This window comes from Gluconobacter sp. P1C6_b, assembly GCF_018811945.1.
Taxonomy (GTDB): Bacteria; Pseudomonadota; Alphaproteobacteria; order Acetobacterales; family Acetobacteraceae; genus Gluconobacter.
The window spans coordinates 38,695-63,199 of record NZ_JACRVU010000006.1 but is presented as its reverse complement, the minus strand read 5'-3'; the positions used below and the strand labels follow the sequence as shown (position 1 = coordinate 63,199).

The following is a 24,505-nucleotide window of genomic DNA, read 5'->3' as shown; positions in this document are numbered from 1 at the left end:
TAACATTCCAATGCTTCGCAGTTTCGTGAATGACACCGGGTGACGAAATAGTATGAAATACAGTCAGGCTATTTTCCTTTGAGCTGATTTTCCATATAGCCATCCTGACACGGGTGTTTTGACTGGTTTTACTATTAAAAATGGTGTTTAACGGCATTCCCACTTTCCTTCACGGAGCACAATCGTGACTGAAAGCCCCCGCGGTAGCCTGAATGCACAGCGCATCATCCCGCTCGCGACCCTTGCGGCACCTCCCCGTGGAATGGACCCGATCGTCGTTCGTCTCAGCACGGCCCTGTCAGCGGGTGTCGCGGAGATTCTGGAGCAGGAGCGGGCGGTTCTGGTGCTGTCACGGCAGTCCACGGGCAGGCTTTATCTGGATCAGTACCAGTTCTCGACGCTGGCTACGCCGCCGCGGGTCGAGCCTACGGCGGATGTCTTTCTGCTGAGCGTCCAACGAAGCGCGCTGCTTCGGTATCTTCCAATGCTTGCAGGGCTGCCACCCCTGTCTTTCAATATGGAGAAGGGACCGGGGGCGTTCCTGCTTTCCGCAGGGTCCATGCTCGAGGCCGGTGTGCTGGAAGGTACGATTCCGCAGACACGTCAGCGCCTCATGCAGCATGTCACGGATCTGCTGATCACGACGATCCTGGACTGTCTGGAACTGGAAGTCAGTGTCGCAGGGCGGCGGCGGCATCGGCAGAAGCATATCCGCCACTATATTGAGACACGCCTGCACGAGCATGATCTGACGCCGCAGAGCATTGCGGAAGCGTCCGGGATTTCGACCCGGGCGCTCTACCAGCTTTTCGATGGCGAGGACGGGGCGGTCGCGGGGTGGATCCTCAACCGGCGGCTTGAGCGGATCCATGCGGATCTGACGAACCCGGCCCATGATGCGCTGCCGATCGCTCAGATCGCGCTGAACCATGGCTTCCGCAATGCCGCGCATTTCTCCCGGCGTTTCCGGCAGAAATTCGGGGCATCCCCTCGGGAAATCCGGCAGCGTTCCGCCTTACGGCTGGGGCGGCTGGAACAGACGGGATCGTCAGGCTGACGCTGACCGGAACGGCGCCGATCAGGACGGAGCTGACTGCATGCCCCGGACGAGGCGGGTGGTGGACTGGCCTTCGACAAGGTCCACCAGCACGACCTTGCCCCCATAGCTTTTAACCACATCGGCACCGACTACCTGGTCTTCGGTGTAATCCGCGCCCTTGACGAGAATATCCGGCTTCAGGGTGCGGATGACTTCCAGGGGGGTGTCTTCGTCGAACAGCACCACGAGATCGACCGAGCGTAGGGCGCCAATGACCCGGGCGCGGGCCTCTTCCTTCTGGACCGGGCGGGTCGGTCCCTTAAGGCGACTGACGGAGCGGTCCGTGTTGAGAGCCACGACCAGCCGGTCTCCTTCACGGGCCGCCGCCTGAAGCAGACTGACATGGCCGGGATGGACCAGATCGAAACACCCGTTGGTGAACACGACCTTCGCGCCGTGCCTGTGCCAGCTTTCCACGATGCGGGCCGCCTGTTCGACCGGCACGAGAGCGCCTGTTTCGGGCATTTCCTGCAGCAGTTCGCGGGACAGTTCCTCGCGCGAGACCGTGGCGGTTCCGAACTTGCTGACGGACAGGGCCGCGGCGGCGGTTGCGATGACGACGGCTGTTTCCAGCGTCTGACCGGCGGAAAGCACGGCGGCGACCGTGGCGACGACCGTGTCTCCGGCGCCCGAGACGTCAAAGACTTCGGATTTGCGGCTGGCAACATGCAGCGGTTTGGCGTCACGCTGCCAGAGCGTCATGCCGTCTTCCGAACGCGTGACGAGGACGTTGCCGCCGAACTGGCTGGACAGGGTTTCCGCGACTTTCAGGACCTCGCCATCCGTGCGTGCCGGCAGTCCGCTGGCCTGTTGCGCCTCGATGCGGTTGGGTGTGACGAGCGTGGCGCCGGCATAGGCTTCGAATGTGTGGCGCTTGGGATCAACGATGACAGGGATGCCCTTTTCGCGACCGGCGGCGATGATGGCGCGCAGGACCTCATCCGTCAGGACACCCTTGGCGTAATCCGAGCAGACGAGCACGTCCGAGACAGCGATCGCACGGCAGGCTTCTTCCACGAGGCGCTGCTGGACCGTTTCGGAAAGAGGGGTGAGCTTTTCGACGTCGATGCGCACGATCTGCTGGCGGCCGCTGACGACGCGGGTCTTGGTGATGGTGGTCCAGTCAGGGGCCGAGACGATGCCGTCCGTCTCGATAGTGGGCCAGAGTTTCAGGGTTTCCTTCAGCCGTGCGGCCGAATCATCCTCGCCTACGAGACCGACAAGATGGACCTGGGCCCCCAGGGCAGCGGCGTTGACCGCCACATTGGCCGCACCGCCGGGCACGCACCGCAGACCGTCATGCAGAACGACGGGAACGGGGGCTTCAGGGGAAATCCGGCTGACGCCGCCTGAAATATACTGATCCAGCAGCAGGTCGCCGATTACCGTAATGCGGCCAAAGCGGAAATCGTCGATCACAGGCCTGCTTCTCCCTCAGTCATGTCTGGCATTCCATATCTCACAGGAGCGCATGAAAAAGAAAAGGCGAGGGACAACTCCCTCGCCTTTTCCGAACAGAACCGGAGATGTGGAACGCTCCGGGTCTTTGCTCACTCTGCGGCAGGACCGGCCAGCAGCGTGGCGAGCGAACGGCCGAAACCGGTCGGGTCGGGAAGGGGCTCGCCTTCCTGCACGCGGGCCAGATCCAGCAGGACGGTCGCATAGTCCTTGACGCTCTCGCCCTTTGCGACACGCTCGGCCAGGGCCTTGATAAGCGGGTGCTTCGGGTTGATCTCGAGGATCGGCGGCATGGCGGGCATGGCCTGACCCGAACGGCGCATCAGGCGCTGCATCGTCAGGTCCGGGCCACCATCGGACGTGATGACGACGGCACTGCCCGTCAGGCGCACGGTGCTGCGGACGTCCTTGACCTGATCGCCCAGAGCGTCCTTGAGGGCGGGGACCAGCTTTTCGACATCCGCGGCTTCGGCCGTGTCTGCTTCCACAGACTCGAACTTCTCCAGATCGCCATGGGAGTGGGTGACGGAGCGCAGGGGCTTTTCCTGATAGGAAGACAAACGCTCCGGCCAGAAGCCATCCACCGGATCGGAGAGCAGCAGGACTTCGAGGCCCCGGGCGCGGAAGCCTTCAAGCTGGGCGGACGACTTGAGCGCATCGAGACTGTCGCCGGTCAGGTAATAAATTGCGTCCTGACCATCCTTCATGCGGGAGATGTAATCGTCCAGCGTGATCAGATCGTCACTATAGGTCGAGTGGAAGCGGGCGAAACCGGCGATTTCCGTACGGTATTCGGCGTCTTCCCACAGGCCTTCCTTGATAACGGCGCCAAAGTTCTCCCAGAACGTGTTGAAACCGCTATCGGTTTCCTTCGCACGCTTGCTGATCTCGCTCAGGACGCGTTTGGTCACGGCCTTGCGGATGCGGGCCAGGACGGGGGTGGCCTGAAGCATTTCACGCGATACATTGAGCGGCAGGTCTTCGGTGTCGACCACGCCCTGCACAAAGCGCATCCAGTTCGGGACCAGTTCGGCTTCGTCGGTGATGAACATCCGGCGGACATGCAGATGGATCCGGCTTTCGCGGGACTGCTCCATAAAGTCGAACGGACGGGCGCTGGGCAGGAACAGCAGAGCTGTGAACTCGGTCACACCTTCCGCGCGCCAGTGCAGCGTCGCATAAGGCTCATCGAAAGCATGCGAGATATGCCGGTAGAACTCGGCATACTGTTCCGGCGTGATCTCGGATTTCGGCTTGCTCCACAGGGCCGTGCCTTCGTTGGCGGCCTGGTCTTCGGTGGTGCCGTCTTCCTTGGTTTCACGCAGGGTGATGGGCCAGGAGATGTGGTCTGCCCATTTGCGGATGATTGAGCGCAGACGCCAGCTGTCGAGGAACTCGTCGGCATCGTCCTTCATGTGCAGGACGATGTCGGTGCCCGGCGTGGAGCGGGAGGCCGGGGTGAGCGTGAAAGCGCCCTTGCCGTCGGACGACCAGGTCCAGGCTTCATCGGAGCCGGCCTTGCGGGACGTGACATCCACACGGTCCGCCACCATGAATGCCGCATAAAAGCCCACACCGAACTGACCGATCAGGCTCGGACGGTCTTCCGGCTTGGCAGCATTCAGCTTCTCGCCGAAGGCACGGGTGCCGGAACGGGCAATCGTGCCGAGGTTCTGGGCCAGTTCGTCATGGGTCATGCCCACGCCGTCATCGGAAATGGTCAGCTCTTTCTGACTCTTGTCCGGATTGATGCGGATGGACGCATTTTCCGGAAGAGCCAGCGCGCTGTCCGTCAGGGCCTCGAAACGGCGCTTGTCCGTGGCATCAGCCGCGTTGGCGACGAGCTCACGCAGAAAGATCTCACGATCCGAGTAAAGGGCATGGACCACCAGATCCAGAAGACGCCCGACTTCGGCACTGAACTCGTGCTTTTCGGCTGCCTTCTGGGTGTTCGTTTCACTCATCTCATCAGTCTCCGTACAGGAAAGTGACTTCGATATGCGATGTCACAAACGGATTTTCAACCACGATCAGAGGTAAGATGCGAGCGTCATGCCCTTCATGTCGGCGATGAGGGAATAGGACGCCTGAAGCTGGTTGTTGGTGTCCGTCACCTGCGTGGAAACCTGCGCCAGATCGGCATCCTTGACCTGCCCGAGCTGGGTGGTCAGGGCGGAAGACATCTGGCTCAGCATGGAGGCCTGTGTTGTCAGGCTGTTCTGCTGGACGCCGAGAAGGCCACTCATGTCTCCCAGGCTGCTCGTTACGGTTTCCATGGAGCTCTGGAGCCCTGCAATCAGGCTGGAATAGTCACTTGTGCTGCTGGAAGACGAGCCAAGAGAGGCGACTACCATGAGGTTGCGCATCAGATCGCGGATGGGCGATGTGGTTGAGGTCGAGGTTGCGCTCTGGGTGGCGACCATACCCACGGACACTGTTTCGGACTGACCGACGACGACCTGCATCTTCTGCTGGTAGGCCTGATCGGGGGACGTGGACACCGCAGCAGAGAAGGGCTGGCCGACGGCGGTATTGCTGGCCAGATCCTCGGTCGTGCTGAGCACGTCGTCCGCACTGGTGGAGCCAAGCTGGCTGACGGCCTGTTCGATCCGGGTGGCGAGCTCCGATGTGCCCAGATCGGTGCTCACGGGGGCGGTCGTGTTCTGCTGACCCGCGAAAACATAGCTGTCGCCCTGTTTCGTATTCAGCAGGTTCCCAAGCGACGTCAGGGCCGACTGGGCGGCGGTTGCGGCCGTCGTAACGGTTGAATAGGTCAGTGTGCTGCCGAGCGTGGAGAGCGAACTCGTCAGATCCTGGGCAATGGTGGAGATCTGCGACAGGGCGGTCTGTGTCGTAGTCAGAGTATTCTGGGCGTTCGTGACGTTGCCCGTCCAGGCGGACACCTGCGTAATGGCCGGCTGAAGGGCGAGGGCCTGTGTCCGGGATGCGCCGAGACCGGCATAGCTGCTGGAGAGCACGCCGGTCGAGGCTTCGAGCTGGAGCGAACTCTGGCTTTGCGAAAGGTTCTGGACACCCAGAAGAAGCTGGCTGGAGATTCCTCCAAAGCCGAAACTGGAGATGGTTCCGGTCATGATCAGGTTCCGATTGCGCTCAGCAAGGCGCTGAACATTGTCTGGACGGTTGATACGACTTTGGCATTGGCCGCATAGGCGTTCTGCAGGGTGACGATATTGGCCATTTCCGTGTCCACGGAGACCGTGGATGTTCCTGAAAGGTTGGACGTCAGGCTCGTCTGTGTTGTCTGGGAGAGAGTGAGGCCGCTACTGGCATCGCTGGCAGTTGCGGCCTGTTTGGCCGTCAGGGATGTCGCAAGGGAGATGATCCCCTGATTTCCCGTATAGCCCGTGGACAGGTTTCCAGTCATTCCGAGGTTCGTGCTCGGCGCTGGTGTCTGGGAGGTGCCGGAGGAATCAGATGTGGTTCCGAAGCCGTAGCTCAGGACGTTCTGGATGGTCTGTGTTCCGGATGTGCTGCTGTCGAGCAGTTTGGACGGATCATCGGAATAGGCGCTGGAAACGCTCATGACCTGCGAGAAGCCGACGCTTCCGGTCGGCGTGAGGTCCGTCTGCGATGCGCCCGGAACGTCGCCATCTGCGCCGGATGTGAAAAGGGGCATGCCCTGATCGCTCAGACGGGTGGCAACGGTTGATGTCAGGGAGTCCAGCTGGGCCTGCATGGTCGGGAGCGTTGTATCGCGCAGGGTGATGTTCGCGCCCAGCGTTCCACCGGTCAGATCCGCAGTGACGTCCCGGCCGTTCAGGGTGATGGCAGGAATGCTGCTGTCGGTAGACGTGGCGGGATAGGTCGAGCTGACCGAAATCTGGGCTGATGACGTGCTGAGGGGCCAGGTGGAGGAGACGGTTGCGCCCTGGGTGCTGCTGGTATCGCGCGTCGGCAGGGTCATGCCATTTGCGGTGGAGATGGTCATGTCGCCATTTGCGGACTCGGACCAGGAAACGGAAAGTTCCGAGGAAAGCGACGACAGGGCGGTGTAACGCTGGTTTTCCAGCGCGGCCGTATCCTGACCGGTGCTTTTGAGATTCATGATCTTGGTGGACAGGGCACCGATCGTGGTGAGATCGGTGTTGATGTCTGAAACCGAGGACACGACAGTATCCTGAGCCGTCTGGCGCTGGGTCTGATAGGCCGAGGCGAGGGTGTTGACGGACTGCGCAAAGGTGGAGGCGGCGGAAATGACCGTGCTCTGGGCCGACGCGCTGTCGGGCGTGGATGTCAGGGACGTCAGGGCGGACTGAAGATTGCCCAGTTCGTCAGAGAGGGTTCCGCTGCTGCCGGATGTGGCGGAGGTAGAGCCTTGGAGTGCGGTGATGTTGGACAGGGAATTGCTCGTGGCCGTGTAGGCCGCGACGTCCGCGTTCTGGGCGTAGAGGGCCTTCTGGACCTGCTCGTTCGTGGCCAGGGTTGTGGCGGCAGTGCGGACACCGGTGCCCATGTTGCCAGCCACGGTGGACTGAACGTTGGCGTTTTCCTTGATATAGCCGCTTGTCCCGGCGTTGGAGACGTTGTTGGACGCAACGGCCATGGCGTTCTGGACGGCATTCAGGCCGGACGTTGCAATCGAGAGTGCGCTGTTCAGTCCCATGAGGCAGGTATCCCTTCAGTCCGGCTTACTGGATCATCGCCAGGGTTGTCTGAAGAAGCTGATCAGCCGTGGAGACCACTTTCGTGTTTGCGCCATAGGCCTGCTGCGCCACGATCAGCTTGCTGAGATCGCCGGTCAGGTCCGTGGTGGATTCTTCGATGGAGCCCGTGGTCAGGGTGCCGGCGCCATTGGTGTTGACGGCATTGATCTGCGGGCTCCCGGACTGCGACGTGGCGGTATAGGCCTGTCCGTTCTGGGCAGACAGGCTGTTCGGATCTGCGAAGGTTGTCAGCGGGATCTTGGCGACGAGCTGGGAATAGCCGTTGTCGAAAGTCGCCATGACAGAACCGTCAGTTCCCATGGAAATGCCGGAGAACGTGCCGCTGGTCACGCTGTCCGACGTCATGGAAACGGTGTTTGCCGAACCGAGGGTGACGCCGCTGAGGCTCACGGTCATATCCTGAGGGGAGCCTGTATAGTCGAAACTTGTGCTGGAAGTGCTGCTGGTTCCAGCGCTGTTCTGGGACGTCACGGAGGAAACGGCGCCGGTGGAATCAAACGTCACGGTTGCGCTGTTGCTGGTGTCGTTGGCATCCTTAACAGTCCAGGTCGTGTCGTTGACCTTCGTCCAGGTCAGATCGACCGTCGAGGCCGTACCTGTGCTGTCATAGGCTGTCGCCTTCATATCCGTGCCCTGACCGACAGGAGTGGTGCTGGAGCTGTCGAGCGTGCCGGTTGCGGTCAGTTTCGTGCTCTCTGTCGGTCGGAACGCGACGCTGGAGGGGACCTGAATGGCAGAGAGAGACGTGCCCAGGGTGCCTGAGGTGGCGTCAACGTTGTAGCCCTCAAGGTAATAGCCGGACGTGTTGACCAGATAGCCGTTCTTGTCCTGCGAGAAGTCACCGTTACGGGTATAATACTGCTGCGTCCCCAGAACGGGGGTGCTGTCATTGCTCTGGCCGGTGGCATGCACGACGTTGAAGAACCCGTTGCCGGAAATGGCGAGGGCGGTGCTGTTGGTCGACGTCGTAACCATACCCTGGGTGTCGGTGTGCTGACGGGTGGTCGCAGCGACGCTGTCACTCAGGGATTCACCGTCATTGGCCAGTTCGTTGTTGGTGACGTAGTCCTCGAAACTGGTGGTGCTCGCCTTGTAGCCGGTGGTCTGGCTGTTGGCGATGTTGTTGGACAGGTCGGTAAAGGCGTGGGACTGCGAATTCAGGCCACTGACGGCGGTGTGAACCGCATTGATGATCGAGGACATGGCATACTCCCGGACGTGGAACAGGCTGCGGGTCGTATGCCCGAGCATCACGGCCAAGGATTCCACGACGGATATTAAAGAAGTCCTTACAAACCTGAAAAGGACGGATTCGCCATTGCTGGCGCTGGATTCGCGGGCTGTCACGGCAGGGTGTGGGCGCGAAAAAACGCCCGGGACCTCTGGTTCTCCGGTTGCGGAGGGGGCATGATGGGCGCGCATGCCCCAGCCAGACGACGACCCGAAAAAGCCCAGTATTCCTGACGATTCTCCGGTCAGACCCGCCAGATTCGTTCATGGCAGCATCATGCGTCATGTCGTGACCATGGCCGGGACGGGCGCTATCGGGCTGATGGCGGTCTTTGCCGTTGATCTGCTCAATTACGGCTATATTTCCCATCTGCATGACAAGACACTGACCGCGGCGATCGCGTTTGCGACGGCGGTCAGTTACGTGCAGGTCTCTGTTTCCATTGGCATGACGATCGGGCTCGGAGCCTGCACGGGACGGATGATCGGGGCGCGGCAGCATGCCGAGGCGCGGCGGATGGCCTCGGCGTTTCTGGTGGTCATGGTGGCGATTGCGGCCGTTCTGGGGTTGCTGACGGCGACATTCGCGATGCCTCTGCTCGGGCTGCTGGGCGCGCATGGCGAGGCGCAGAAACATGCGGCCACGTTCCTGCATATCGTCTCTCCGGCGTTGCCGCTGGTGTGTATGGGAATGGCGCTGTCGTCACTTCTGCGGGCGGTCGGGGATGCCAAGCGCTCGATGCGGGTGACGCTGACAGGGGCCGTCGTTTCAGCCTGTCTGGATCCGGTCATGATTTTCGGGCTGCATCTGGGGCTTGAGGGCGCGGCGATCAGCACGGTTCTGGCGCGTCTGGCCATTGCTGCGAGCGGATTCCTGAATCTGCGGGGTCACGCCATGCTGGAATGGCCGGAGCGATCGGCGTTCGGGCCGTCGACGCGGCTGATTGGCGGGATTGCTGTTCCGGCGATTGCGACCAATCTGGCGACACCGACAGGGGCGCTGTTCGTGACACATGCGATGGCGCGTTTCGGGCTCAATGCGGTTTCGGGACAGGCGACGATTGACCGAATTGTGCCAGTGGCGTTTTCGCTGGTCTTTGCGCTGACGGGATCGGTAGGGCCGATCATGGCGCAGAACCTTGGCGCGCGGCAGATCCATCGCGTGCAGGAGGCATTGTTGGCGGCGCTCAAGCTGACGGCGCTGTGTGTGGGCGTGACCTGGCTGATCCTGGCGGCGACGCACAGTTACATCATCCAGCTTTTCGAGCTTCAGGGTGTAGGCGTGGATATCGTACGGCTGTTCTGCTGCTGGCTGGTGCTGAGTTACATGTTCGTGGGACTGCTGTTCGTGGCCAATACGGCGTTCAACAATCTGGGGCACCCGTTCTATTCCACGGGCTTCAACTGGGGCAGGGCGACGCTGGGGACCATTCCGTTCGTGTGGTTCGGGTCGGCTTACGGGCCGATCGGAATTCTGGTCGGGCAGTCGCTGGGCGTGGTGCTGTTTGGCAGTCTGGCGGTGGTGACGGCGTTCCGGGTGATCCGGAAGCTGGAGCCGGGGATTGTGAAGCCTTAAGCAACTGCTGGGGTTGCCGCTGCGTCTCTGAAGCCAGTGTTCTGACCCGGAGGCGCAGCGGCGGGAGCTGGTTTTATCGTGCGGAGAGAGCCGTTTTCTTTGCGGCTTTGAGGTTGCCCTTGGCGATTTTGCGCGCCTTGAGGCGTTCGAGACGCTCTTTCATCGCCATTTTCTCGTAGCGGATGCGCTGACGGATCCAGTTCAGCATGCCGGAGGCTGTCAGGACCGCAATGCCGACGAAAGTCCAGCGGTCGAGCGGCTGTTTGAAAAGGAAGTAGCTCAGCGCAACGCCCCAGGCCATCTGGCTGTATTGCGGCAGGGCGACGCGGTTTGCCGGTGCCCGGGCGGTTGCGAGCATCATGCAGAGCTGTCCGAGAGCGGTCAGGAAGCCGTATCCGAACAGGTAGAACCAGATCTTTGTGCTGGACGGCCATGTGGCGTGGGCGATCATCAGCAGACCGTTGCCAACCAGGGCGCCCATCAGGCTGGACCCGAAGAGCGACAGGCGGACGGTTTCCTTACTGGCGATCCGGTAGGCGATCACGCTGCCCGCATTCGCGCAGGCAGCCATGAGGGCGCACAGATGGCCGAGATTGAGAGGACGCACGCCGGGGCGCAGGACGATCAGGACGCCCGCAAAGCCGAGCGCAACGGCCAGCCAGGCCCAGAAGGTCACTTTCTCCTTAAGCAGCACGACGGACAGGATCGTGACAAACAGCGGCATCAGGAACGTGATCGACAGCGCCTCGGGCATCGAGAGCAGCATGAAGGCTTTGACGCTGGCGGCCGTGGCGACGAAGACGCAGACGGCCCGCAGCAGCCACATGCCACGAAGTTTCGGACGCACGATGTCGAGATAGGATTCAGTCGGTTTGCGAATGAAGGGAAGGATGAGAAACCCGAACACTCCGCCAAAAAACGCAACCTCGAAGGGATCGAGACTCCCGTCCAGCAGTTTGGAAAAGGCATCGCTGATGGCGAACGCGGAGTATGCTCCGAAGGCCAGGGCCATTCCGGAGAAGAGGGTTTTGGTGTCCATGAGACTCTGGGATTCTGAAGGAGAAAAGAGAAAGCGTGCAGTCCTGAGACAGGGCACCAGTAATTTCGGTGAGGCTTCTTAGAAGAAGTACTATGGAAATTCAAACCCGTTTCCGTAATGGCGAGTATTTTCTTTTATGATTGGGCATATATTTTATAATAACATATATTTATTTATATATAACATTTTAAAGGTGATTAATTCACACTGAATCCTGCTTTTGGTGTGTTCCGGTTCAGCCGGAAAAATCGACTCTGGTGAAGGCGCCCGTTATAGAAGCGGCACTCTTCAATGCTGTTTTCAGGGGAACGGTCTGTGCAGTGCGAATGGCGTAGGTCTTACGACAGGCTGGTTCCAATGCTGATTAAGGAGCATTTCGGGGATCCGGGGGTCATGACCCGGCAGTTTCCCTACATGAAATCGAATTTTCTCTGGAAAGGGGATGATTTCATCCTCACACCGGAGGCGCTCGCCAATCCCAAGAACAAGTATCATGGGCTTGAGCGGCTTGCGCTGGAGCATCATGCGGCCGGGGACTGGCGACTGGCCGGGGAATACTGGCTGATCGCTGCGGGATGGCGACGGAACATGATGGATCCCGAAAACGAGCGGCATGTCGAATATGATCGCGCGCTGGCGGACTGGAAAAAGAAGAAGCTTGGTCGGAATGCGATGCCTTATCCCAGCCAGTTCGGGCTTTCGGACGACTGATTTTCCGGAGCGCTCCATGCAGGGAGAGAAATCCCTGCATTAAGACCCAGTCTGAAAATTACTGACCAAACACCTGCTGATAGAAAGCGAGCTCTCTTTGCAGGGCGTCTTCTATGGTGTCGCGGGCGCGGAAGCCGTGGGCTTCCTCCGGATAGACGTGCAGGGCGGAATGTTCGAGTTTTGTGCGCATGGACTCCGCCTGTGAGAGGGGGACGACCCTGTCTGCGCCGCCATGCAGGAACAGGACGGGAACAGTAATTCCCCCGGCCTGCGTGATGGGAGAACGTTTCAGATACACGGCTTCGTCTTCCGGATAGGGACCGATCAGGCCGTCCAGATAGCGGGCTTCGAATTTGTGGGTTTCTTCGGCCAGGGCGCGCAGGTCGGTGACGCCGTAGAGGGAGGTTCCTGCAGCGAAGAGGTCCGACTGGGTCAGGGCGCCGAGGACGGTCAGGCCGCCGGCGCTGCTGCCGCGAATGACGCAGCGGGCGGGATCAGCAAGGCCGCGGTCGAGCACAGCCTTCACGCCAGCGAGGCAGTCTTCGATGTCCGCGACGCCCCACTGGCCATCCAGTGCTTCGCGATAGGCGCGGCCGAAGCCGGTTGAACCGCGATAATTGACGTCGAGGACAGCGAAACCGCGCGAGGTCCACCACTGCACCTTGAAGGCGAAGGACGGATTGGCCCGACCGGTCGGACCGCCATGCGCCATGACGACGAGCGGCGGTTTTTCGCCGGGCTGGAGCGCGCTGGTGCTGCTGGCAGGGGTGTAAAAAAGCGCGTGGGCTTCTGCGCCATTGGCCGTCGGGAAGGTCAGGGGAGTGGGGGTTGCGATATCAGCTTTTGTCACGCCGGACGGCAGGGTGACGCTGGTGCGGAAGCGGTCATACGGTTCGCCGGGACGACCGACAGCAATGGCGGCTGGCGCGTCGGACGGGGCGTCGATCCAGGCGAAGCGTCCGTCTTCGAGCGGTTGCGGGACATTGACTGGGCTTCCGAGGGAGACGTCCGTCCAGTGTCCGTTGTCTTCCAGCAGGACGTGATTGAGGCCGTGGCGGATGCCGAGGGCCAGCAGTCTGTTTTCGGGCAGCGGGGCCATGGTGCGTTGACCGAAGACCCAGTGCGGCAGGCCGATTTCGGCATTGGCGCCATCGAGAGTGTGCGGGTGCCAGCCTGTGTCGTCATGGGAAAAGCGGATGGGCGTCCAGCGGCCTGCGGCATCGGACGTGGCGTAAAGTGTGCCGTCCTGGGACCAGCAGGGTTCGATGATGCTACATTGTTCCGGGCCGGTCAGGTCGGTGACGGGACCGAGTGTGCCGGTTGTGCGGTCGAAGGGGGCGACGGAGAGGGTTGTGACGGTCCAGGGCATGGCCGGGTCGTTCCAGCTGAACCAGGCCAGGAAGCGTCCGTCGGGTGAGGGGCGGGGCGCGGCGTAGAAATCTGCGCCTTTAGCCAGCACGGTTTCACGTCCGTCGGCCTGAATATGGACGATGGCTGCAACAGGCACGCCTTCGCCGTGGGTTTCGCGCACGCAGAACACGGCATCAGAGACAGGATCGAAGGTCAGATCGGCGTAGCGGTGTTCGGGGGTTTCGCCCGGGTTTGCCCATTGCGTGGCGCTGGGGCCGTTGCTGAACCAGATGCCGCCACGTTTACGGTCACTGAAGACGACCTGCGGGGCGCCGTCCTTCAGACGCACAGCCCATGCGCCGCCGCCATATTCGTGCACACGGGTGCCGACCGAATATCCGGGCGGGATCAGGTCGTGGATTTTGCCTTCGGGGTCGCGGGCGGTGATGACAGAGCGGCCCTGTTCATCCGGACGGCTTTCGAGCCAGAAGATCCAGTTACCCGCCGTGCGCAGTTCGGAGAAGGACAGGGTGCGACCGGCCACGAGTTCGGGCGTGACCCAGGACGGCCAGTTTCCGGATGCGGATGCGGGAGCGCGGGGGGAAACTGTGGGGGAAGGCGATGTCGTCATTTTTCATCCTGTCTCCGATGCCGTAGTATCGTAACCGGCGGCACTCTCTTCCGCCACAGCTTGAACGGGACCAGGACACTGTTTCACCTCAGTCATTTTCTCGACCACATGCTGGTGCATTACGGCTATGGCGTCGTCGGCATCATCGTCATGTTCGAGAGCATGGGCCTTCCTCTTCCGGCGGAGAGCGTCATCATCGCCGCTTCGCTCTATGCGGGCAGCACCCATCATCTGGAAATCCGCTCGATCGCACTGGCCGCCGTGCTCGGCGCCATCATGGGCGACAATATCGGGTATCTTATCGGCCATCACTTCGGTTACGGCATTCTGAAAAAGCACGGCTACAAGGTCGGCATGACGGAAGAGCGACTGATGCTGGGGCGGTATCTGTTCCGCAAGCATGGCGGGATTGTCGTGTTCCTCGGCCGTTTCATCGCGGTGCTGCGGGTGTTCGTGGCGCTGCTGGCCGGAGCGAACCGGATGCCCTGGCATTCGTTTCTGTTCTTCAATGCGATGGGCGGCATCTGCTGGGCGGGAGGCTATGCTTTCGTGACCTATGAGCTGGGCAAACAGATCGAGAAGATCTCGGGTCCAGTGGGTGTGGTCATGGCCATTCTGGGGGTGAGCTGTCTGATCGGGGCGCTCGTTTTTCTCAAGAAGAACGAGAAACGCCTGACGGAAGAGGCGCTCAGGGAAGCCGAAGCGGACGAAAAACGCGACGAAGCCCGCGCAGATACGAAACCGAGCTGACCCACACTGGAAGGACAGACCCGATGACACAGACCGCCTCACCCGCATGGTCCACGGATTCCCTTGAGCGTCTGGACGGAAAGACGGCGCTCATCACCGGATCGACGGGGGGTCTGGGATTTGAGGTCGCCTGCGGGCTGGCGAAACAGGGCGCCGCGATCCTTCTGAGCGGGCGCAATCATGACAAGGGGCAGGCGGCTCTGGCGCGGCTGCATGAGCGGGTGCCATTCGTGAAGGCACGGTTCGAGCTTCTGGATCTGGCGTCTCTTGCGGGAATTGAAGCGTTTGCGTCAGCCATGCGCAGCCGGGGAGAGCCGATCCATCTTCTGGCGAACAATGCCGGGGTCATGGGACCCGCGACAAGGCTGACGACGAAGGACGGGTTCGAACTTCAGTTCGGGACCAATCATCTCGGGCATTTTGCGCTGACCGGACGGCTGCTGCCGCTGCTGGCAACCGGGAATGCGACGGTCATGACAGTGGCGTCTCTGGCAGCTCTGAAGGGGGAAATCCCGTTCGGCGATCTGAATGCGCGGCATTCCTACAATCCGATGGTCCGCTACCGGCAGAGCAAGCTGTGCAATCTGCTGTTTGCGCTGGAACTGAACCGCCGGGCGCTCAAGGCACCCTGGCCCATCTATTCACGGGCCGCGCATCCGGGCTGGGCGGCGAGCGATATCGTGGCGAATAACGGCAGTCTCGATCAGTCCGCCAACAGGGCGGCCCGGTTCATGCGTGGGCTGGCGCGGCGTGTGGCCGGGCCGGTCTTTCACGCCATGGGACAGACGGTCGAGGAAGGCGCATGGCCGCTGCTGTATGCGCTGGCCAGTCCGGAGGCACGGGACGGCGGCTATTACGGGCCGCAGGGCCCGGGAGAGCGCCGGGGGGTGCCGGGGATCGCAGGGCTTCCGGCTCTGGCGCATGTACCGGCACTGGCAGAGCGTCTGTGGACCGTCTCCGAACAGATGACCGGCGTCAAATACGGACTGCTCTGAGACGAATAAAAGTTTTTGGTGAAGCTTTTTCCAAAAAGCTTCAAAGAACGTCACCTTTTTGAAAAAAGGCGACACCCAAAAACTTTTATCAGGACGCTATCAGGGACGGACGATGATCATGATGACGATGATCATCATCAGGATCGTGGGGACCTCATTGGCGATCCGGTAGAATTTTTCCGGATGCTGGTTGCGGTCTTCGGCGAAAGCGCGACGCCAGGCCCCGCAGGCACCGTGGAATCCGGCGAGCCCCAGAACGCAGATCAGCTTCGTCCACCACCAGCCGGCATTCCAGTCAATCAGGCCGGGAATGGAGGCCAGCGCGCCGCCGGCGAGAAAGGTCACGATCATGGCCGGAGTCATGATCTGGCGCAGGAGTTTGCGCTCCATGACCTTGAACCGCTCGCTCTCGGCCGAACCCGGTACCACCTGACAGTGATAGACATACAGGCGCGGCAGATAGAACGTCCCGGCCATCCAGGCGATGAACGCCATGATGTGCAGGGACAGGATCCAGCTCTGATAGGTCGCGAGAAAGTCGGTCATGTGTGTTTCTGGCTTTCCAGCGTCCGGCGCAGCAGGGGTACCAGCTCGTCCAGATGCGTGATGCGGACGGAGCCTTCGACAGGCCAGAACGAGGGCAGGGGCACATCCTCGGGGCGAAGAAGCACACAGGCCATTCCAGCCTTCCAGGCAGCTTCCGCACCGGTATTACTGTCTTCAATGACGACACAGTTTTCTGGCAGTACACCTTCGGCCTTCGCGGCGTACAGATAGACGTCCGGAGCGGGTTTGGGGCAGCCCATGTCATTGGCGGAATGGATGCGGTTTTCGGGGAAATACTGCGACATTCCGGTACGCTCGAACTTGGCTTCCATCTCGCGGACGGAAGAATTCGAGCCGACGCGAACCGGCATTCCCAAAGACCGGACGCCTGCCAGCATTTCGAGCGCTCCGCTTACGGGTTCTGCGCTTTTTCGCATCATCTGTACGAGATTTTCGCGCAATCTGAATGCCGTTTCTTCCGGCAGGGAATGCCCGAGTTCCTGCTCGAGTTCCGTCACGATCTGCGGCAGGGCCTTGCCTGCAAAACGCTTATGCGCCTCATCATCCGAAATGGACAGCCCCTTGGATCGGGCGAATTCCGCCGTGGCCCGGCAGGACGGGCCTTCGCTGTCCACGAGAACGCCATCGCAGTCGAAAATGACCAGTTTCAGCTGGCCTGCCGGGTCCAGAGCGGTTGTCATACCGAGCGTACCGCCTCGACGAGGGCCGCCACGTTTTCAGGTGGCGTGTGCTGCATGACGCCGTGACCGAGGTTGAAAACATGCGGTTTTCCGCGCATCGCGTCACGAATGGCCTGGGCTTCGCGCACCATTGTCTCGCCGCCGGAAAACAGGATCATGGGATCCATGTTGCCCTGAAGCGTCAGGCCGGGGCGGACTTCGGAGACCAGTTCGGAGATCTGGGCCGGGTCGGCAACAGTGTCGAGAGCGAGCGTGTTGACGCCGGTTTTCTGCGCATATTCGCGAACCATGATGCCGCCAAGACGCGGGAAACCGATGATCGGGGTTTTGGGATGCCGGGCACGGATGTACTCGACGATCTGGCGCGTCGGTTCGATCACGTAGCGGCGGAAAGCAGAAGGCGGCAGGATTCCGGCCCAGGAATCGAAGAGCATCACGGCTTCCGCGCCGGCTTCAATCTGGCCGCAGAGCATCTCGGCAGTACTCGAGGTCAGGGTATCGATCAGGCGATCGAACAGGGCCGGGTTGGTCTGCATCATGCGGCGGGTTTCGGCGAAATCCCGCGATCCGCCGCCCTCAACCATGTAGCACGAGACCGTGAACGGGCTGCCTGCGAAGCCCAGAAGTGTGGTGACGTCCGGAAGCTCTTTTGTGAGGCGGGACAAGGTTTCCCGCACTGGAGCGACGACATCCTGTACGCGTTTGGGGTCCAGTCTGGCGAGGTCAGCTTCGGAGCGGATGGCGCCGAGCACGGGACCGCGTCCGTCAATGAATTCAAGGGACTGACCCATGGCCCAGGGCAGGATCAGGATGTCGGAAAACAGGATGGCACCGTCCATGCCGTAGCGGCGGATCGGCTGAATCGTCAGCTCGGTGGCCATGTCCGGGGTCATGCACCGGGTCAGGAAGTCGGCCCTGTCACGCATGGCGCGGAATTCGGGGAGATATCGGCCTGCCTGACGCATGAGCCAGACCGGAGGCGGCCAGACGGCTTCACCACGGAGGGCCCGCAGAAGCGGTTTCGACGAGGGTGAGGAAGGTGCGTTTTCCGAAATCATGCCGCCCACTAATCATAAAAGAAAAAAGAAAGAAATGCTGGAGGTTAAGATGATCCCTGTGGATACCGGGGTACCCGGCTTTCTGAAAATGTACCCCGTCTTACTCACACTGTGTACAACTCCAGAAGCCGCACTTTGCAAGGGAGTCGTTGATTCAATCCCGAATTGCCCACAGAGAGCCTGTGTACAACCCCCAGTTCCGGCTGGTGTACCGTACAATCCACGGTACTCGGTACTCCTTTCGCAAGGGCAGGTACTATCCCCATGTACCCCAGTACTGACGCAATCTCTTCACCGGGTGATCCGCAGTACTCGTCCCTGTTCCAACAGTCGATAGTACGGAGTCGTACTTCATGATGTCTTTCAGTACTTCCCTCATTCTTGCCAGCGGCTCTTCGGCCCGGCGCATGCTGCTCGAAAATGCGGGGCTGGCCGTGCAGGTCAGACCGGTCGATCTCGACGAGGAGGCGCTGCGGCGATCCTGCGAAGAGCAGGGGCATACGCTTTCCCAAACGGCCATCGCGCTGGCGGATGCGAAAGCCAACCTTGCGACGCGGGATACGGGGTTCGATGAACTGACGGTCGCGGCGGACCAGATCCTCGATCTGGATGGCGTTGCGTTTGCCAAGCCGGGGTCTGTGGCCGAGGCGGCGGAGCATCTGCGCCGGCTGCGGGGGCGGACGCATGTCCTGCGCACGGCTGTCGTTCTCTATAAGGGGGGCGAGAAGGTCTGGGAGCATCTGGCGTCGCCGCGCCTGACCATACGGGATTTCTCTGACGACTTTCTGAAGGCCTATCTGGAGCGGGAAGGGCCAGCGATCCTGTCCTGTGTGGGGGCGTATCGGCTCGAGGGGTCTGGGATACAGCTTTTTTCGGCTGTCGAGGGGGCGCAGGATGCCGTGATGGGACTACCGCTGTTGCCGCTGCTGGAGGAACTGCGGGAACTGAAGGTCCTTGCGGCCTAAAAAATCTGTTTTTCAGGCTTGTCAGGGCGAAATCATGACGATATACCGCCCTCATCCGGCCCCGTCCCAAAGGGGCCGCTTGAAACATGTGGGGCCATAGCTCAGTTGGGAGAGCGCCTGAATGGCATTCAGGAGGTCGTCGGTTCGATCCCGATTGGCTCCACCAGTTTCCCTTTTTCCCTGAAAATCTGAATTTTCTGTTTCAGCTCCGCCGTAGCAAGCTCGCGATCTGTTGACGCGGGCGTTCAGCTCTCATACGGCAGTCGGATGCAGACCGGAACGCGACACGCCCCCTTGCTCACCTTCATGGATGCTGACCAGCGGGCGCTGTGGAGCGGCTGGCTTAAGCGGACGGTGCTGCCGGTATGGAGCGGCGTCGGGTTTGATCGCAGCCGGTGCCTTTATCATGAGCGACTGACATTTTCCGGAGAACCGCTAGTTCTGCCGGCCTCGCGCCTGATGGTGCAGGCGCGGCAGATCTCGACGTTCTGTCGGGCTGCGCTGGACGGGCTGCATGATGCTTCGGCGCAGGCGCTGGCATGTCTGGAGGAAGTCGAGCGGCTTTACCGGCATCGGGACGGTCAGGCGGGATGGATCTTTTCCGTGGCGCCCGACGGGGCGCCGGTCGGGACGCAGCGCGATCTTTATGCGCATGCCTTCATTCTCTTTGCTTATGGCTGGGCTTACCGGTTGAGCGGCAATCCGGATTTCCTCGCGGTGGCGCGGCAGACGGTTGTGGAGCTTCACCAGATCTTCGCGGCGGAGCATGGCGGATTTCTGGATGAAGTGCTGCTGACGGAGGGTGGGGCTACGGGAGTTGTAAGGCATCAGAACCCGCACATGCATCTGCTTGAGGCGTTTCTGGTGTTGTTCGAGGTGTCAGGGGACAGCTTTTATCTGGACGAGGCGACGGCGCTGGTGCGTCTGGCGCTGGAGCGGCTGATCCAGCCGGGGTCCGGGGTCTTGCCCGAGGAGTTCGGAGCGGACTGGCGGCCGGTGGCGGCTCCGGGAGAAAACCGGGTGGAGCCGGGGCATCTGTTCGAATGGTCCTGGCTGCTGGGGGATTATCTGCGTCTGAACCCTGTGGCGCAGGATAGAGGAGCGATCCGGCAGGCTGCGGATGGGCTATTCGCATTCGGGATGCGTTACGGAGTGCGGTCTGGAGGGCAGGGAACTGCGGTGCGGGATGCCATTGCGGATGATGGACGCTCCCTGGAAAACGCCACGCGGATCTGGCCGCAGACCGAGCTGTGCCGCCTGCTGATCTGCCGGAACGAGAACCCGGAGATCCTGCGGGGCCTGACGGAGCATTTCTTCGGGACGTTCATTCCTGACAGCACGCGTGCTCTGTGGATCGACCGGTTTGATGCGTCTGGTAAGGCGAGCGTTCCGGACGTGCCGGCCAGTTCGCTTTATCATATCTATGGTGCGGCGCGGGAGTTCTGCTGAGACGGCAAGGGTGGACCTGCTGTCCAGCTATGTTAGCGTGGCCCCGGGGTCGGTATGAATTCTGGCAGCGACGGTTTCCGACTTCTGGCAGGTGCTGCCCTGAACGTTCTCTGAAGGAGAAATACGGTGCGTTACTCAAACGGTATTTTCGCGGTTCTTGCGGCAGCAGGTCTTGTTGTGTCCTCGGCTCATGCCCAGTCCATTCCGGGCGTTGGCAGTGCAGGCAATGCCATGAGCGGCATGTCGGGCATGAGTGGCATGACCGGTGGCACCGGCATGATGAGCAGCATGCTGCCGAACATCTCTTCCGCCAGCACGGGCAATGTCGCTGGCGTTCTGAGCTACTGTGTGCAGAACAACTATCTGAGCGGCAGCGGTGCGACCTCGGCCCTGAGCAGCCTGACCGGCAAGCAGGATGTGACGTCGTCCAGCGATTATACGGCCGGTCAGCAGGGGCAGCTTCTGACGGGGGGCAGCAATGCGTTTTCGCTGTCGAGCCTGAAGGGGCAGATGAAGCAGAAAGTCTGCAACATGGTCCTCAGCCGCGCGAAGAATCTGCTCTGAGGCATCCGTGTTCCGGGTGGTCGCGTTCGCGACCATCCGGTTTGGGATGGCTTAAAGTGGCTTGACGAGATCGGCCGTGATCCCGTTGGTGGCGGTCAGGGCATCCTGGGGTGAAAGCTCGATCAGGAGGCCCTGGCTTCCGCCATTGATGACGACGGGCGGGCCGTCCATGCCGCAGTGTTCGAAGGCTGTGGGGACGGTGCTGCGCTGGCCAAAGGGGCTGACGCCGCCGATGCGGTAGCCTGTGCGCTGTTCGGCATCGGGGCGTGACAGCATCTTGGCTTTGCGGCCTCCAAAGGCCTGGGCCACGCGGGCGAAATCCAGTTCGCGGTCCGCAGGCAGCACGACGCAGGCGGGGCGGCCGTCGATCTGCACCATCAGGGTCTTGAGGACGTGATCCGGCGACAGGCCGAGTGCTGCGGCAGCGGCCACGCCGAGTTTTCCGGCCGAGGGATCGTAGTCATAGACATGGCGTTCATAGGAAATGCCGAGCGCGTCCAGTGTCAGGGTCGCGGATGTGTCCTGCACGCTTGTCCTCCTGTCCTGTGCGGTCATCTTGCATGTGTTCAGGATGGCAGGCGCGGGCGTCCGATGCTAGGGTCAGAACCATGATTCAACAGCGTTTCGTCCGCAACCATGGCTGCTAGTCTGCTGGCCTGCATGCTGGCTTCGGCCCTGCATTACCGGCTGCCACCACGCATCCTGCCTGCGATCCAGCGGGTCGAGGGCGGGACGATGGGTCATGTCAGTACGAATACGGACGGGTCGGTTGATATCGGGCTCATGCAGATCAATTCGCGCTGGATTTTGCCGATCGCGTCCATGATCCATCAGCCTGTGCCGCAGGTGGCGGCGCGACTGGCGCTTGATCCGTGTTTCAACATCGCGGCAGCAGCCATGATCCTGCGCAGGGCACTGGACGACGAGCATGGCAATCTGATGAAGGCGATCGGGGATTATCATTCCCGGACGCTGCCGCTCAATCTGGATTATCAGCGTAAGGTGGTGGCCGCGGCGGCGATCCTCTATCTCCGTCGGGGGTGAGGGGCTCTGGTGAGGTGGTCAGACGGGATGTGTTACTTTATAACGCTACACCCATGACGCTTTCCCGAGGAAAATGATGCGCTGTTTCCCGGCTTTTTTGCTGGCTGGCCTGGCTCTGGGCAGTCTTGGGAGCGGTTTGGCCGCTGCTCAGGCCGAGCCTTCTCGAATTCCTGTATCCGTGGTGTGTGCGGAGGCGGCGTGGTGCGATGTGGCGGCGCAGATCGGCGGGGCGGATGTGCAGACCCATGCCCTGCTCGCAACACCGGGGATCGATCCGCATGATCTGACGCCTTCGCCTTCCATGGCGCGGGCTATGGCAGGGGCGACGATCGCGGTGGTGAACGGGGCGACCTATGATGACTGGGCGCTGCCGTTTGCGGCGTCCGTGCCCGGAAAGATCGTGGTGGCGGGGATTGCCGGATGGCAGCCCGGCGATAATCCGCATCTTTTTCTTGATCCAGAGGCGGTGGGAAAGGTCGCGCATGTCTTTGCGGACATGCTGGCGCATCAGCCGGGAATTTCGGCATCGGCTGTGGAAGCGCGGCTGGGGGCGTTCCTGAAGGAACTCGACGGTGTGAAGGCCTGGCTGGCCGTAATGAAGGCGCATCATGAGTCCGTGCCCGTGGCGGCCGTCGAGCCGGTCGGGGAGATGCTGCTTCGGGATGCGGGGCTGAATGTCGTGGATGAGAGTTTTGCCCTGGCGATCATGAACCATGCCGAGCCGTCTCCGCGGGATGTGGCGCAGGTCGATACGCTGATCGACGGGCGGAAGGTGCGGATGCTGATTACCAATCCGGCCATTCATTCCCCGCAGATCGACCGGCTGGTGGATCGGGCGCAGGCGGTGGGGCTGCCGGTTGTGGCGATTGGCGAGACGCTGCCTCCCGGTCAGTCCTGGCAGGGTTGGGTTCACGGGATTCTTCAGACTGTGGAGCAGGCGCTGGGTGATGGTGGACACTAAAAGGGTCTGCTGTCAGCCGGAGCGGGGGCTGGTCCTGCGGGATGTGACGCTGACGGCAGGATCGACCTGCGTGTTGCGGGATGCGTCCCTGACGGTGCCACTCTCGGGAATGACGCTTCTGTCCGGGCGCAACGGGGCCGGGAAATCCACGCTGCTGCGGGCGATGCTGGGGCTGGTGCCGCTTCAGGGCGGTGAGATCCTCACCCATGGTCTGCCACCGGCGCAGGCGCGGCAGCATATCGGTTACATGCCGCAGAGTGTTACGGATGCGGCGCTTCTGCTTCCGGCGGTCAGCCATGTGCGGGCGGCGGTGGACGGTCTGCGCTGGGGGCTGCCGCTGCGTCTGCGGCCACGGCGGGAAGAGGCAGACCGGCTTCTGGCGCTAACGGGGGCTTCGGCGTTTGCGCATCGTCCGCTGGGGCTGCTGTCCGGCGGGGAGCGTCAGCGGGTCGGTCTGGCGCAGGCTCTGGCGGGAAATCCGGATCTGCTGCTGCTGGATGAGCCTCTGGCGGCGCTTGATCATGCGGGACAGGAGCAGACGGTGCGTCTGCTGGGAGATCTGACGGCGCGTCTGGGGATCGGAATTGTCCTGACGTCCCATGAAACCGAGGCGCTGGCGGGTGTCGTGACGCGGGTCATGCAGCTTGCGGACGGGGGGCTGCATGTTCGAGTTTGATTTCATGCGCCATGCCTTTGTGGGCGCGGCAGTCGTGTCGGTTCTGGCGGGGACGGTCGGCTGGTTCCTGATGCTGCGCCGTCAGGCATTTGCGGCGCATGCACTGTCGCATATCGGGTTCAGCGGTGCGGCCGGGGCGGTGTGGCTTGGTTTTCCGCCGCTGTCGGGGATGGTGGTGTTCAGTCTGATGGCAGGGTTTGTCATCGGGGCCGAGCGGGAAGGGGAACGGGGCGTTCCGGCCCAGCGGGACAGCACGATCGGGCTTGTGCTCGCGGCCAGTCTCGGGCTTGGGGCCTGGTTCCTGCACATGAGCAACCGTGGTTCCAGTCTGGCGACCACGCTGCTGTTTGGCGATGTGCTGGGGATCGATCTGCGGACTCTGGAGGCGCTGTGCGGGGTGGCCGTGCTGTGTCTGGGGCTGCTGGCGTTTCTGGGGCGGCGGCTGCTGTTTGCCAGTCTGGCGCCGGAAGTGGCGCGGGCGCGGGGTGTGCCGGCGCGGCTGGTCTCGGTGGTGTTCATGGCTGTGGCGGCGCTGGCCTGCGCGGCCTGTGCGGAAGTGGCCGGGGCGCTTCTGGCGTTCAGTCTGATGATCGGGCCGGCCGCGACGGCGCTGAAGCTCGGGCTTGGGCCGCTGGCCGGGATTGCGCTCTCGGTCGGGCTGGCGCTGGGGCTGTCATGGGGTGGGCTGATGCTGTCCTGGGTGACGGACGCGCCTGTGCCGTTCTGGATCGGGCTTGGAGCCGCCCTGTCCTATGCGCTGGCCGATCTGTGGCGTCGGTTCAGAAGTCTGTAAGGCCGGATAGCTTGAAATGGATCAGCATGATGAATGCGACCAGCATTCCATGCATGATGATCAGCGCTTTCGTGCCAATAACCGGAACATCATTGGTTGTGTCGGGTGTCTGCATGGGGCGTATCCTGACGGTCTTCGGATGTGATAGTCAATCCTGATCGTGTTTTCCTGACTGTGTTTCAGGTCGAATTTTGGCGGTTTTCTCCCGGGCCTGAAAAACCATC

General features: G+C 61.6%; 24 protein-coding genes and 1 tRNA gene. 13 read left to right on the top strand and 12 right to left on the bottom strand.

Annotated elements, in window-relative coordinates; translation table 11 throughout:
* Window positions 1-184: 184 nt before the first annotated feature.
* Window positions 185-1,057: a helix-turn-helix domain-containing protein gene (locus KP701_RS06345; RefSeq protein ID WP_215746384.1), complete on the top strand. Its 873-nt coding sequence runs from the start codon at window positions 185-187 to the stop codon at window positions 1,055-1,057.
* A gap of 21 nt (window positions 1,058-1,078) precedes the next feature.
* Here the strand turns inward: KP701_RS06345 and rfaE1 are convergent, their stop codons facing one another.
* The 5 genes from rfaE1 to flgE all read right to left on the bottom strand — a co-directional run bounded on the left by rfaE1 (window position 1,079) and on the right by flgE (window position 8,493).
* Entirely contained in the window at window positions 1,079-2,518 is a 1,440-nt protein-coding gene (gene rfaE1, locus KP701_RS06340; protein WP_215746383.1) for a D-glycero-beta-D-manno-heptose-7-phosphate kinase, read from the bottom strand.
* A 131-nt stretch (window positions 2,519-2,649) separates the two neighbouring features.
* Window positions 2,650-4,521: a molecular chaperone HtpG gene (gene htpG / locus KP701_RS06335; protein ID WP_215746382.1), complete on the bottom strand. Its 1,872-nt coding sequence runs from the start codon at window positions 4,519-4,521 to the stop codon at window positions 2,650-2,652.
* A 66-nt stretch (window positions 4,522-4,587) separates the two neighbouring features.
* On the bottom strand, window positions 4,588-5,649 hold the full coding sequence (locus tag KP701_RS06330; RefSeq protein ID WP_215746381.1) for a flagellin: 1,062 nt from the start codon (window positions 5,647-5,649) through the stop codon (window positions 4,588-4,590).
* 2 nt (window positions 5,650-5,651) lie between these two features.
* Window positions 5,652-7,181 carry a flagellar hook-associated protein FlgK gene (gene flgK / locus KP701_RS06325; RefSeq protein WP_215746380.1) on the bottom strand — a complete coding sequence of 510 codons (1,530 nt, stop codon included), beginning with the start codon at window positions 7,179-7,181 and terminating at the stop codon, window positions 5,652-5,654.
* 25 nt (window positions 7,182-7,206) lie between these two features.
* Window positions 7,207-8,493: a flagellar hook protein FlgE gene (flgE, locus tag KP701_RS06320; protein ID WP_252345458.1), complete on the bottom strand. Its 1,287-nt coding sequence runs from the start codon at window positions 8,491-8,493 to the stop codon at window positions 7,207-7,209.
* Between the two features lie 169 nt (window positions 8,494-8,662).
* Between flgE and KP701_RS06315 the strand changes: the two genes are divergently transcribed.
* Window positions 8,663-10,048, top strand: a complete 1,386-nt coding sequence (locus KP701_RS06315; RefSeq protein ID WP_252345448.1) for an MATE family efflux transporter — start codon at window positions 8,663-8,665, stop codon at window positions 10,046-10,048.
* Between the two features lie 73 nt (window positions 10,049-10,121).
* Here the strand turns inward: KP701_RS06315 and KP701_RS06310 are convergent, their stop codons facing one another.
* Window positions 10,122-11,087: a DMT family transporter gene (locus KP701_RS06310; RefSeq protein WP_225198165.1), complete on the bottom strand. Its 966-nt coding sequence runs from the start codon at window positions 11,085-11,087 to the stop codon at window positions 10,122-10,124.
* Window positions 11,088-11,480: 393 nt separating this feature from the next.
* Between KP701_RS06310 and KP701_RS06305 the strand changes: the two genes are divergently transcribed.
* Window positions 11,481-11,798 carry a hypothetical protein gene (locus KP701_RS06305; RefSeq protein WP_252345447.1) on the top strand — a complete coding sequence of 106 codons (318 nt, stop codon included), beginning with the start codon at window positions 11,481-11,483 and terminating at the stop codon, window positions 11,796-11,798.
* Between the two features lie 58 nt (window positions 11,799-11,856).
* Here the strand turns inward: KP701_RS06305 and KP701_RS06300 are convergent, their stop codons facing one another.
* A complete protein-coding gene (locus KP701_RS06300) occupies window positions 11,857-13,779 on the bottom strand; it encodes a S9 family peptidase (RefSeq protein WP_215746378.1) in 1,923 nt (640 codons plus the stop codon).
* Between the two features lie 150 nt (window positions 13,780-13,929).
* On the opposite strand from KP701_RS06300, the gene KP701_RS06295 reads away from it, so the two are divergent.
* Together KP701_RS06295 and KP701_RS06290 are read left to right on the top strand one after the other, a co-directional pair.
* Complete coding sequence (locus tag KP701_RS06295) at window positions 13,930-14,529, top strand: DedA family protein (RefSeq protein WP_215746447.1); 600 nt, start codon at window positions 13,930-13,932, stop codon at window positions 14,527-14,529.
* Window positions 14,530-14,552: 23 nt separating this feature from the next.
* A complete protein-coding gene (locus KP701_RS06290; protein ID WP_215746377.1) occupies window positions 14,553-15,524 on the top strand; it encodes an SDR family oxidoreductase in 972 nt (323 codons plus the stop codon).
* Window positions 15,525-15,623: 99 nt separating this feature from the next.
* Here the strand turns inward: KP701_RS06290 and hemJ are convergent, their stop codons facing one another.
* From hemJ to hemE, 3 genes are read right to left on the bottom strand one after another with little or no spacing between them, the layout of a single operon-like run.
* A complete protein-coding gene (hemJ, locus tag KP701_RS06285) occupies window positions 15,624-16,070 on the bottom strand; it encodes a protoporphyrinogen oxidase HemJ (protein WP_011252598.1) in 447 nt (148 codons plus the stop codon).
* Window positions 16,067-16,771, bottom strand: coding sequence for an HAD family phosphatase (locus KP701_RS06280; RefSeq protein WP_215746376.1), 705 nt, complete (start codon window positions 16,769-16,771; stop codon window positions 16,067-16,069). The genes hemJ and KP701_RS06280 overlap by 4 nt, the downstream gene beginning before the upstream one ends.
* A complete protein-coding gene (hemE, locus tag KP701_RS06275; RefSeq protein ID WP_215746375.1) occupies window positions 16,768-17,829 on the bottom strand; it encodes a uroporphyrinogen decarboxylase in 1,062 nt (353 codons plus the stop codon). The genes KP701_RS06280 and hemE overlap by 4 nt, the downstream gene beginning before the upstream one ends.
* A 353-nt stretch (window positions 17,830-18,182) precedes the next feature.
* Here hemE and KP701_RS06270 point away from each other — a divergent pair, with 353 nt between their 5' ends.
* The 4 genes from KP701_RS06270 (at window position 18,183) to KP701_RS16555 (ending at window position 20,807) form a co-directional block, all read left to right on the top strand.
* The gene (locus tag KP701_RS06270) at window positions 18,183-18,794 is read left to right on the top strand and encodes a nucleoside triphosphate pyrophosphatase (protein ID WP_215746374.1); all 612 of its coding nucleotides are present in this window, start codon (window positions 18,183-18,185) and stop codon (window positions 18,792-18,794) included.
* Window positions 18,795-18,884: 90 nt separating this feature from the next.
* Window positions 18,885-18,960, top strand: a tRNA-Ala gene (locus tag KP701_RS06265).
* Between the two features lie 140 nt (window positions 18,961-19,100).
* Window positions 19,101-20,243, top strand: a complete 1,143-nt coding sequence (locus tag KP701_RS06260) for an AGE family epimerase/isomerase (RefSeq protein WP_215746373.1) — start codon at window positions 19,101-19,103, stop codon at window positions 20,241-20,243.
* A 126-nt stretch (window positions 20,244-20,369) separates the two neighbouring features.
* Window positions 20,370-20,807, top strand: a complete 438-nt coding sequence (locus tag KP701_RS16555; protein ID WP_225198159.1) for a YjjA family protein — start codon at window positions 20,370-20,372, stop codon at window positions 20,805-20,807.
* Between the two features lie 51 nt (window positions 20,808-20,858).
* Here the strand turns inward: KP701_RS16555 and KP701_RS06250 are convergent, their stop codons facing one another.
* A complete protein-coding gene (locus tag KP701_RS06250) occupies window positions 20,859-21,362 on the bottom strand; it encodes an aminoacyl-tRNA deacylase (protein WP_215746372.1) in 504 nt (167 codons plus the stop codon).
* Between the two features lie 81 nt (window positions 21,363-21,443).
* Between KP701_RS06250 and KP701_RS06245 the strand changes: the two genes are divergently transcribed.
* From KP701_RS06245 to KP701_RS06230, 4 genes are all read left to right on the top strand, one after another.
* Window positions 21,444-21,851 carry a lytic transglycosylase domain-containing protein gene (locus KP701_RS06245; protein WP_215746371.1) on the top strand — a complete coding sequence of 136 codons (408 nt, stop codon included), beginning with the start codon at window positions 21,444-21,446 and terminating at the stop codon, window positions 21,849-21,851.
* 73 nt (window positions 21,852-21,924) lie between these two features.
* On the top strand, window positions 21,925-22,812 hold the full coding sequence (locus KP701_RS06240; protein ID WP_252345446.1) for a metal ABC transporter solute-binding protein, Zn/Mn family: 888 nt from the start codon (window positions 21,925-21,927) through the stop codon (window positions 22,810-22,812).
* Window positions 22,799-23,488, top strand: coding sequence for an ATP-binding cassette domain-containing protein (locus KP701_RS06235; protein ID WP_215746370.1), 690 nt, complete (start codon window positions 22,799-22,801; stop codon window positions 23,486-23,488). Before KP701_RS06240 ends, KP701_RS06235 begins: the two co-directional genes overlap by 14 nt.
* Window positions 23,475-24,281, top strand: a complete 807-nt coding sequence (locus KP701_RS06230) for a metal ABC transporter permease (protein ID WP_215746369.1) — start codon at window positions 23,475-23,477, stop codon at window positions 24,279-24,281. Before KP701_RS06235 ends, KP701_RS06230 begins: the two co-directional genes overlap by 14 nt.
* Here KP701_RS06230 and KP701_RS16475 read toward each other — a convergent pair.
* Window positions 24,268-24,396, bottom strand: a complete 129-nt coding sequence (locus tag KP701_RS16475) for a hypothetical protein (protein ID WP_256445006.1) — start codon at window positions 24,394-24,396, stop codon at window positions 24,268-24,270. The genes KP701_RS06230 and KP701_RS16475 overlap by 14 nt on opposite strands.
* Window positions 24,397-24,505: the final 109 nt, after the last annotated feature.

Bases quoted from the DNA above. Each gene is read 5' to 3' on its own strand.
- htpG (WP_215746382.1), bottom strand. From the start codon at position 4,521: ATGAGTGAAACGAACACCCAGAAGGCAGCCGAAAAGCACGAGTTCAGT.
- KP701_RS06330 (WP_215746381.1), bottom strand. From the start codon at position 5,649: ATGACCGGAACCATCTCCAGTTTCGGCTTTGGAGGAATCTCCAGCCAG.
- flgK (WP_215746380.1), bottom strand. From the start codon at position 7,181: ATGGGACTGAACAGCGCACTCTCGATTGCAACGTCCGGCCTGAATGCC.
- flgE (WP_252345458.1), bottom strand. From the start codon at position 8,493: ATGCTCGGGCATACGACCCGCAGCCTGTTCCACGTCCGGGAGTATGCC.
- KP701_RS06315 (WP_252345448.1), top strand. From the start codon at position 8,663: ATGCCCCAGCCAGACGACGACCCGAAAAAGCCCAGTATTCCTGACGAT.
- KP701_RS06310 (WP_225198165.1), bottom strand. From the start codon at position 11,087: ATGGACACCAAAACCCTCTTCTCCGGAATGGCCCTGGCCTTCGGAGCA.
- KP701_RS06305 (WP_252345447.1), top strand. From the start codon at position 11,481: ATGACCCGGCAGTTTCCCTACATGAAATCGAATTTTCTCTGGAAAGGG.
- KP701_RS06300 (WP_215746378.1), bottom strand. From the start codon at position 13,779: ATGACGACATCGCCTTCCCCCACAGTTTCCCCCCGCGCTCCCGCATCC.
- KP701_RS06295 (WP_215746447.1), top strand. From the start codon at position 13,930: ATGTTCGAGAGCATGGGCCTTCCTCTTCCGGCGGAGAGCGTCATCATC.
- KP701_RS06290 (WP_215746377.1), top strand. From the start codon at position 14,553: ATGACACAGACCGCCTCACCCGCATGGTCCACGGATTCCCTTGAGCGT.
- hemJ (WP_011252598.1), bottom strand. From the start codon at position 16,070: ATGACCGACTTTCTCGCGACCTATCAGAGCTGGATCCTGTCCCTGCAC.
- KP701_RS06280 (WP_215746376.1), bottom strand. From the start codon at position 16,771: ATGACAACCGCTCTGGACCCGGCAGGCCAGCTGAAACTGGTCATTTTC.
- hemE (WP_215746375.1), bottom strand. From the start codon at position 17,829: ATGATTTCGGAAAACGCACCTTCCTCACCCTCGTCGAAACCGCTTCTG.
- KP701_RS06270 (WP_215746374.1), top strand. From the start codon at position 18,183: ATGATGTCTTTCAGTACTTCCCTCATTCTTGCCAGCGGCTCTTCGGCC.
- KP701_RS06260 (WP_215746373.1), top strand. From the start codon at position 19,101: ATGGATGCTGACCAGCGGGCGCTGTGGAGCGGCTGGCTTAAGCGGACG.
- KP701_RS06250 (WP_215746372.1), bottom strand. From the start codon at position 21,362: ATGACCGCACAGGACAGGAGGACAAGCGTGCAGGACACATCCGCGACC.
- KP701_RS06245 (WP_215746371.1), top strand. From the start codon at position 21,444: ATGGCTGCTAGTCTGCTGGCCTGCATGCTGGCTTCGGCCCTGCATTAC.
- KP701_RS06240 (WP_252345446.1), top strand. From the start codon at position 21,925: ATGATGCGCTGTTTCCCGGCTTTTTTGCTGGCTGGCCTGGCTCTGGGC.
- KP701_RS06235 (WP_215746370.1), top strand. From the start codon at position 22,799: ATGGTGGACACTAAAAGGGTCTGCTGTCAGCCGGAGCGGGGGCTGGTC.
- KP701_RS06230 (WP_215746369.1), top strand. From the start codon at position 23,475: ATGTTCGAGTTTGATTTCATGCGCCATGCCTTTGTGGGCGCGGCAGTC.
- KP701_RS16475 (WP_256445006.1), bottom strand. From the start codon at position 24,396: ATGCAGACACCCGACACAACCAATGATGTTCCGGTTATTGGCACGAAA.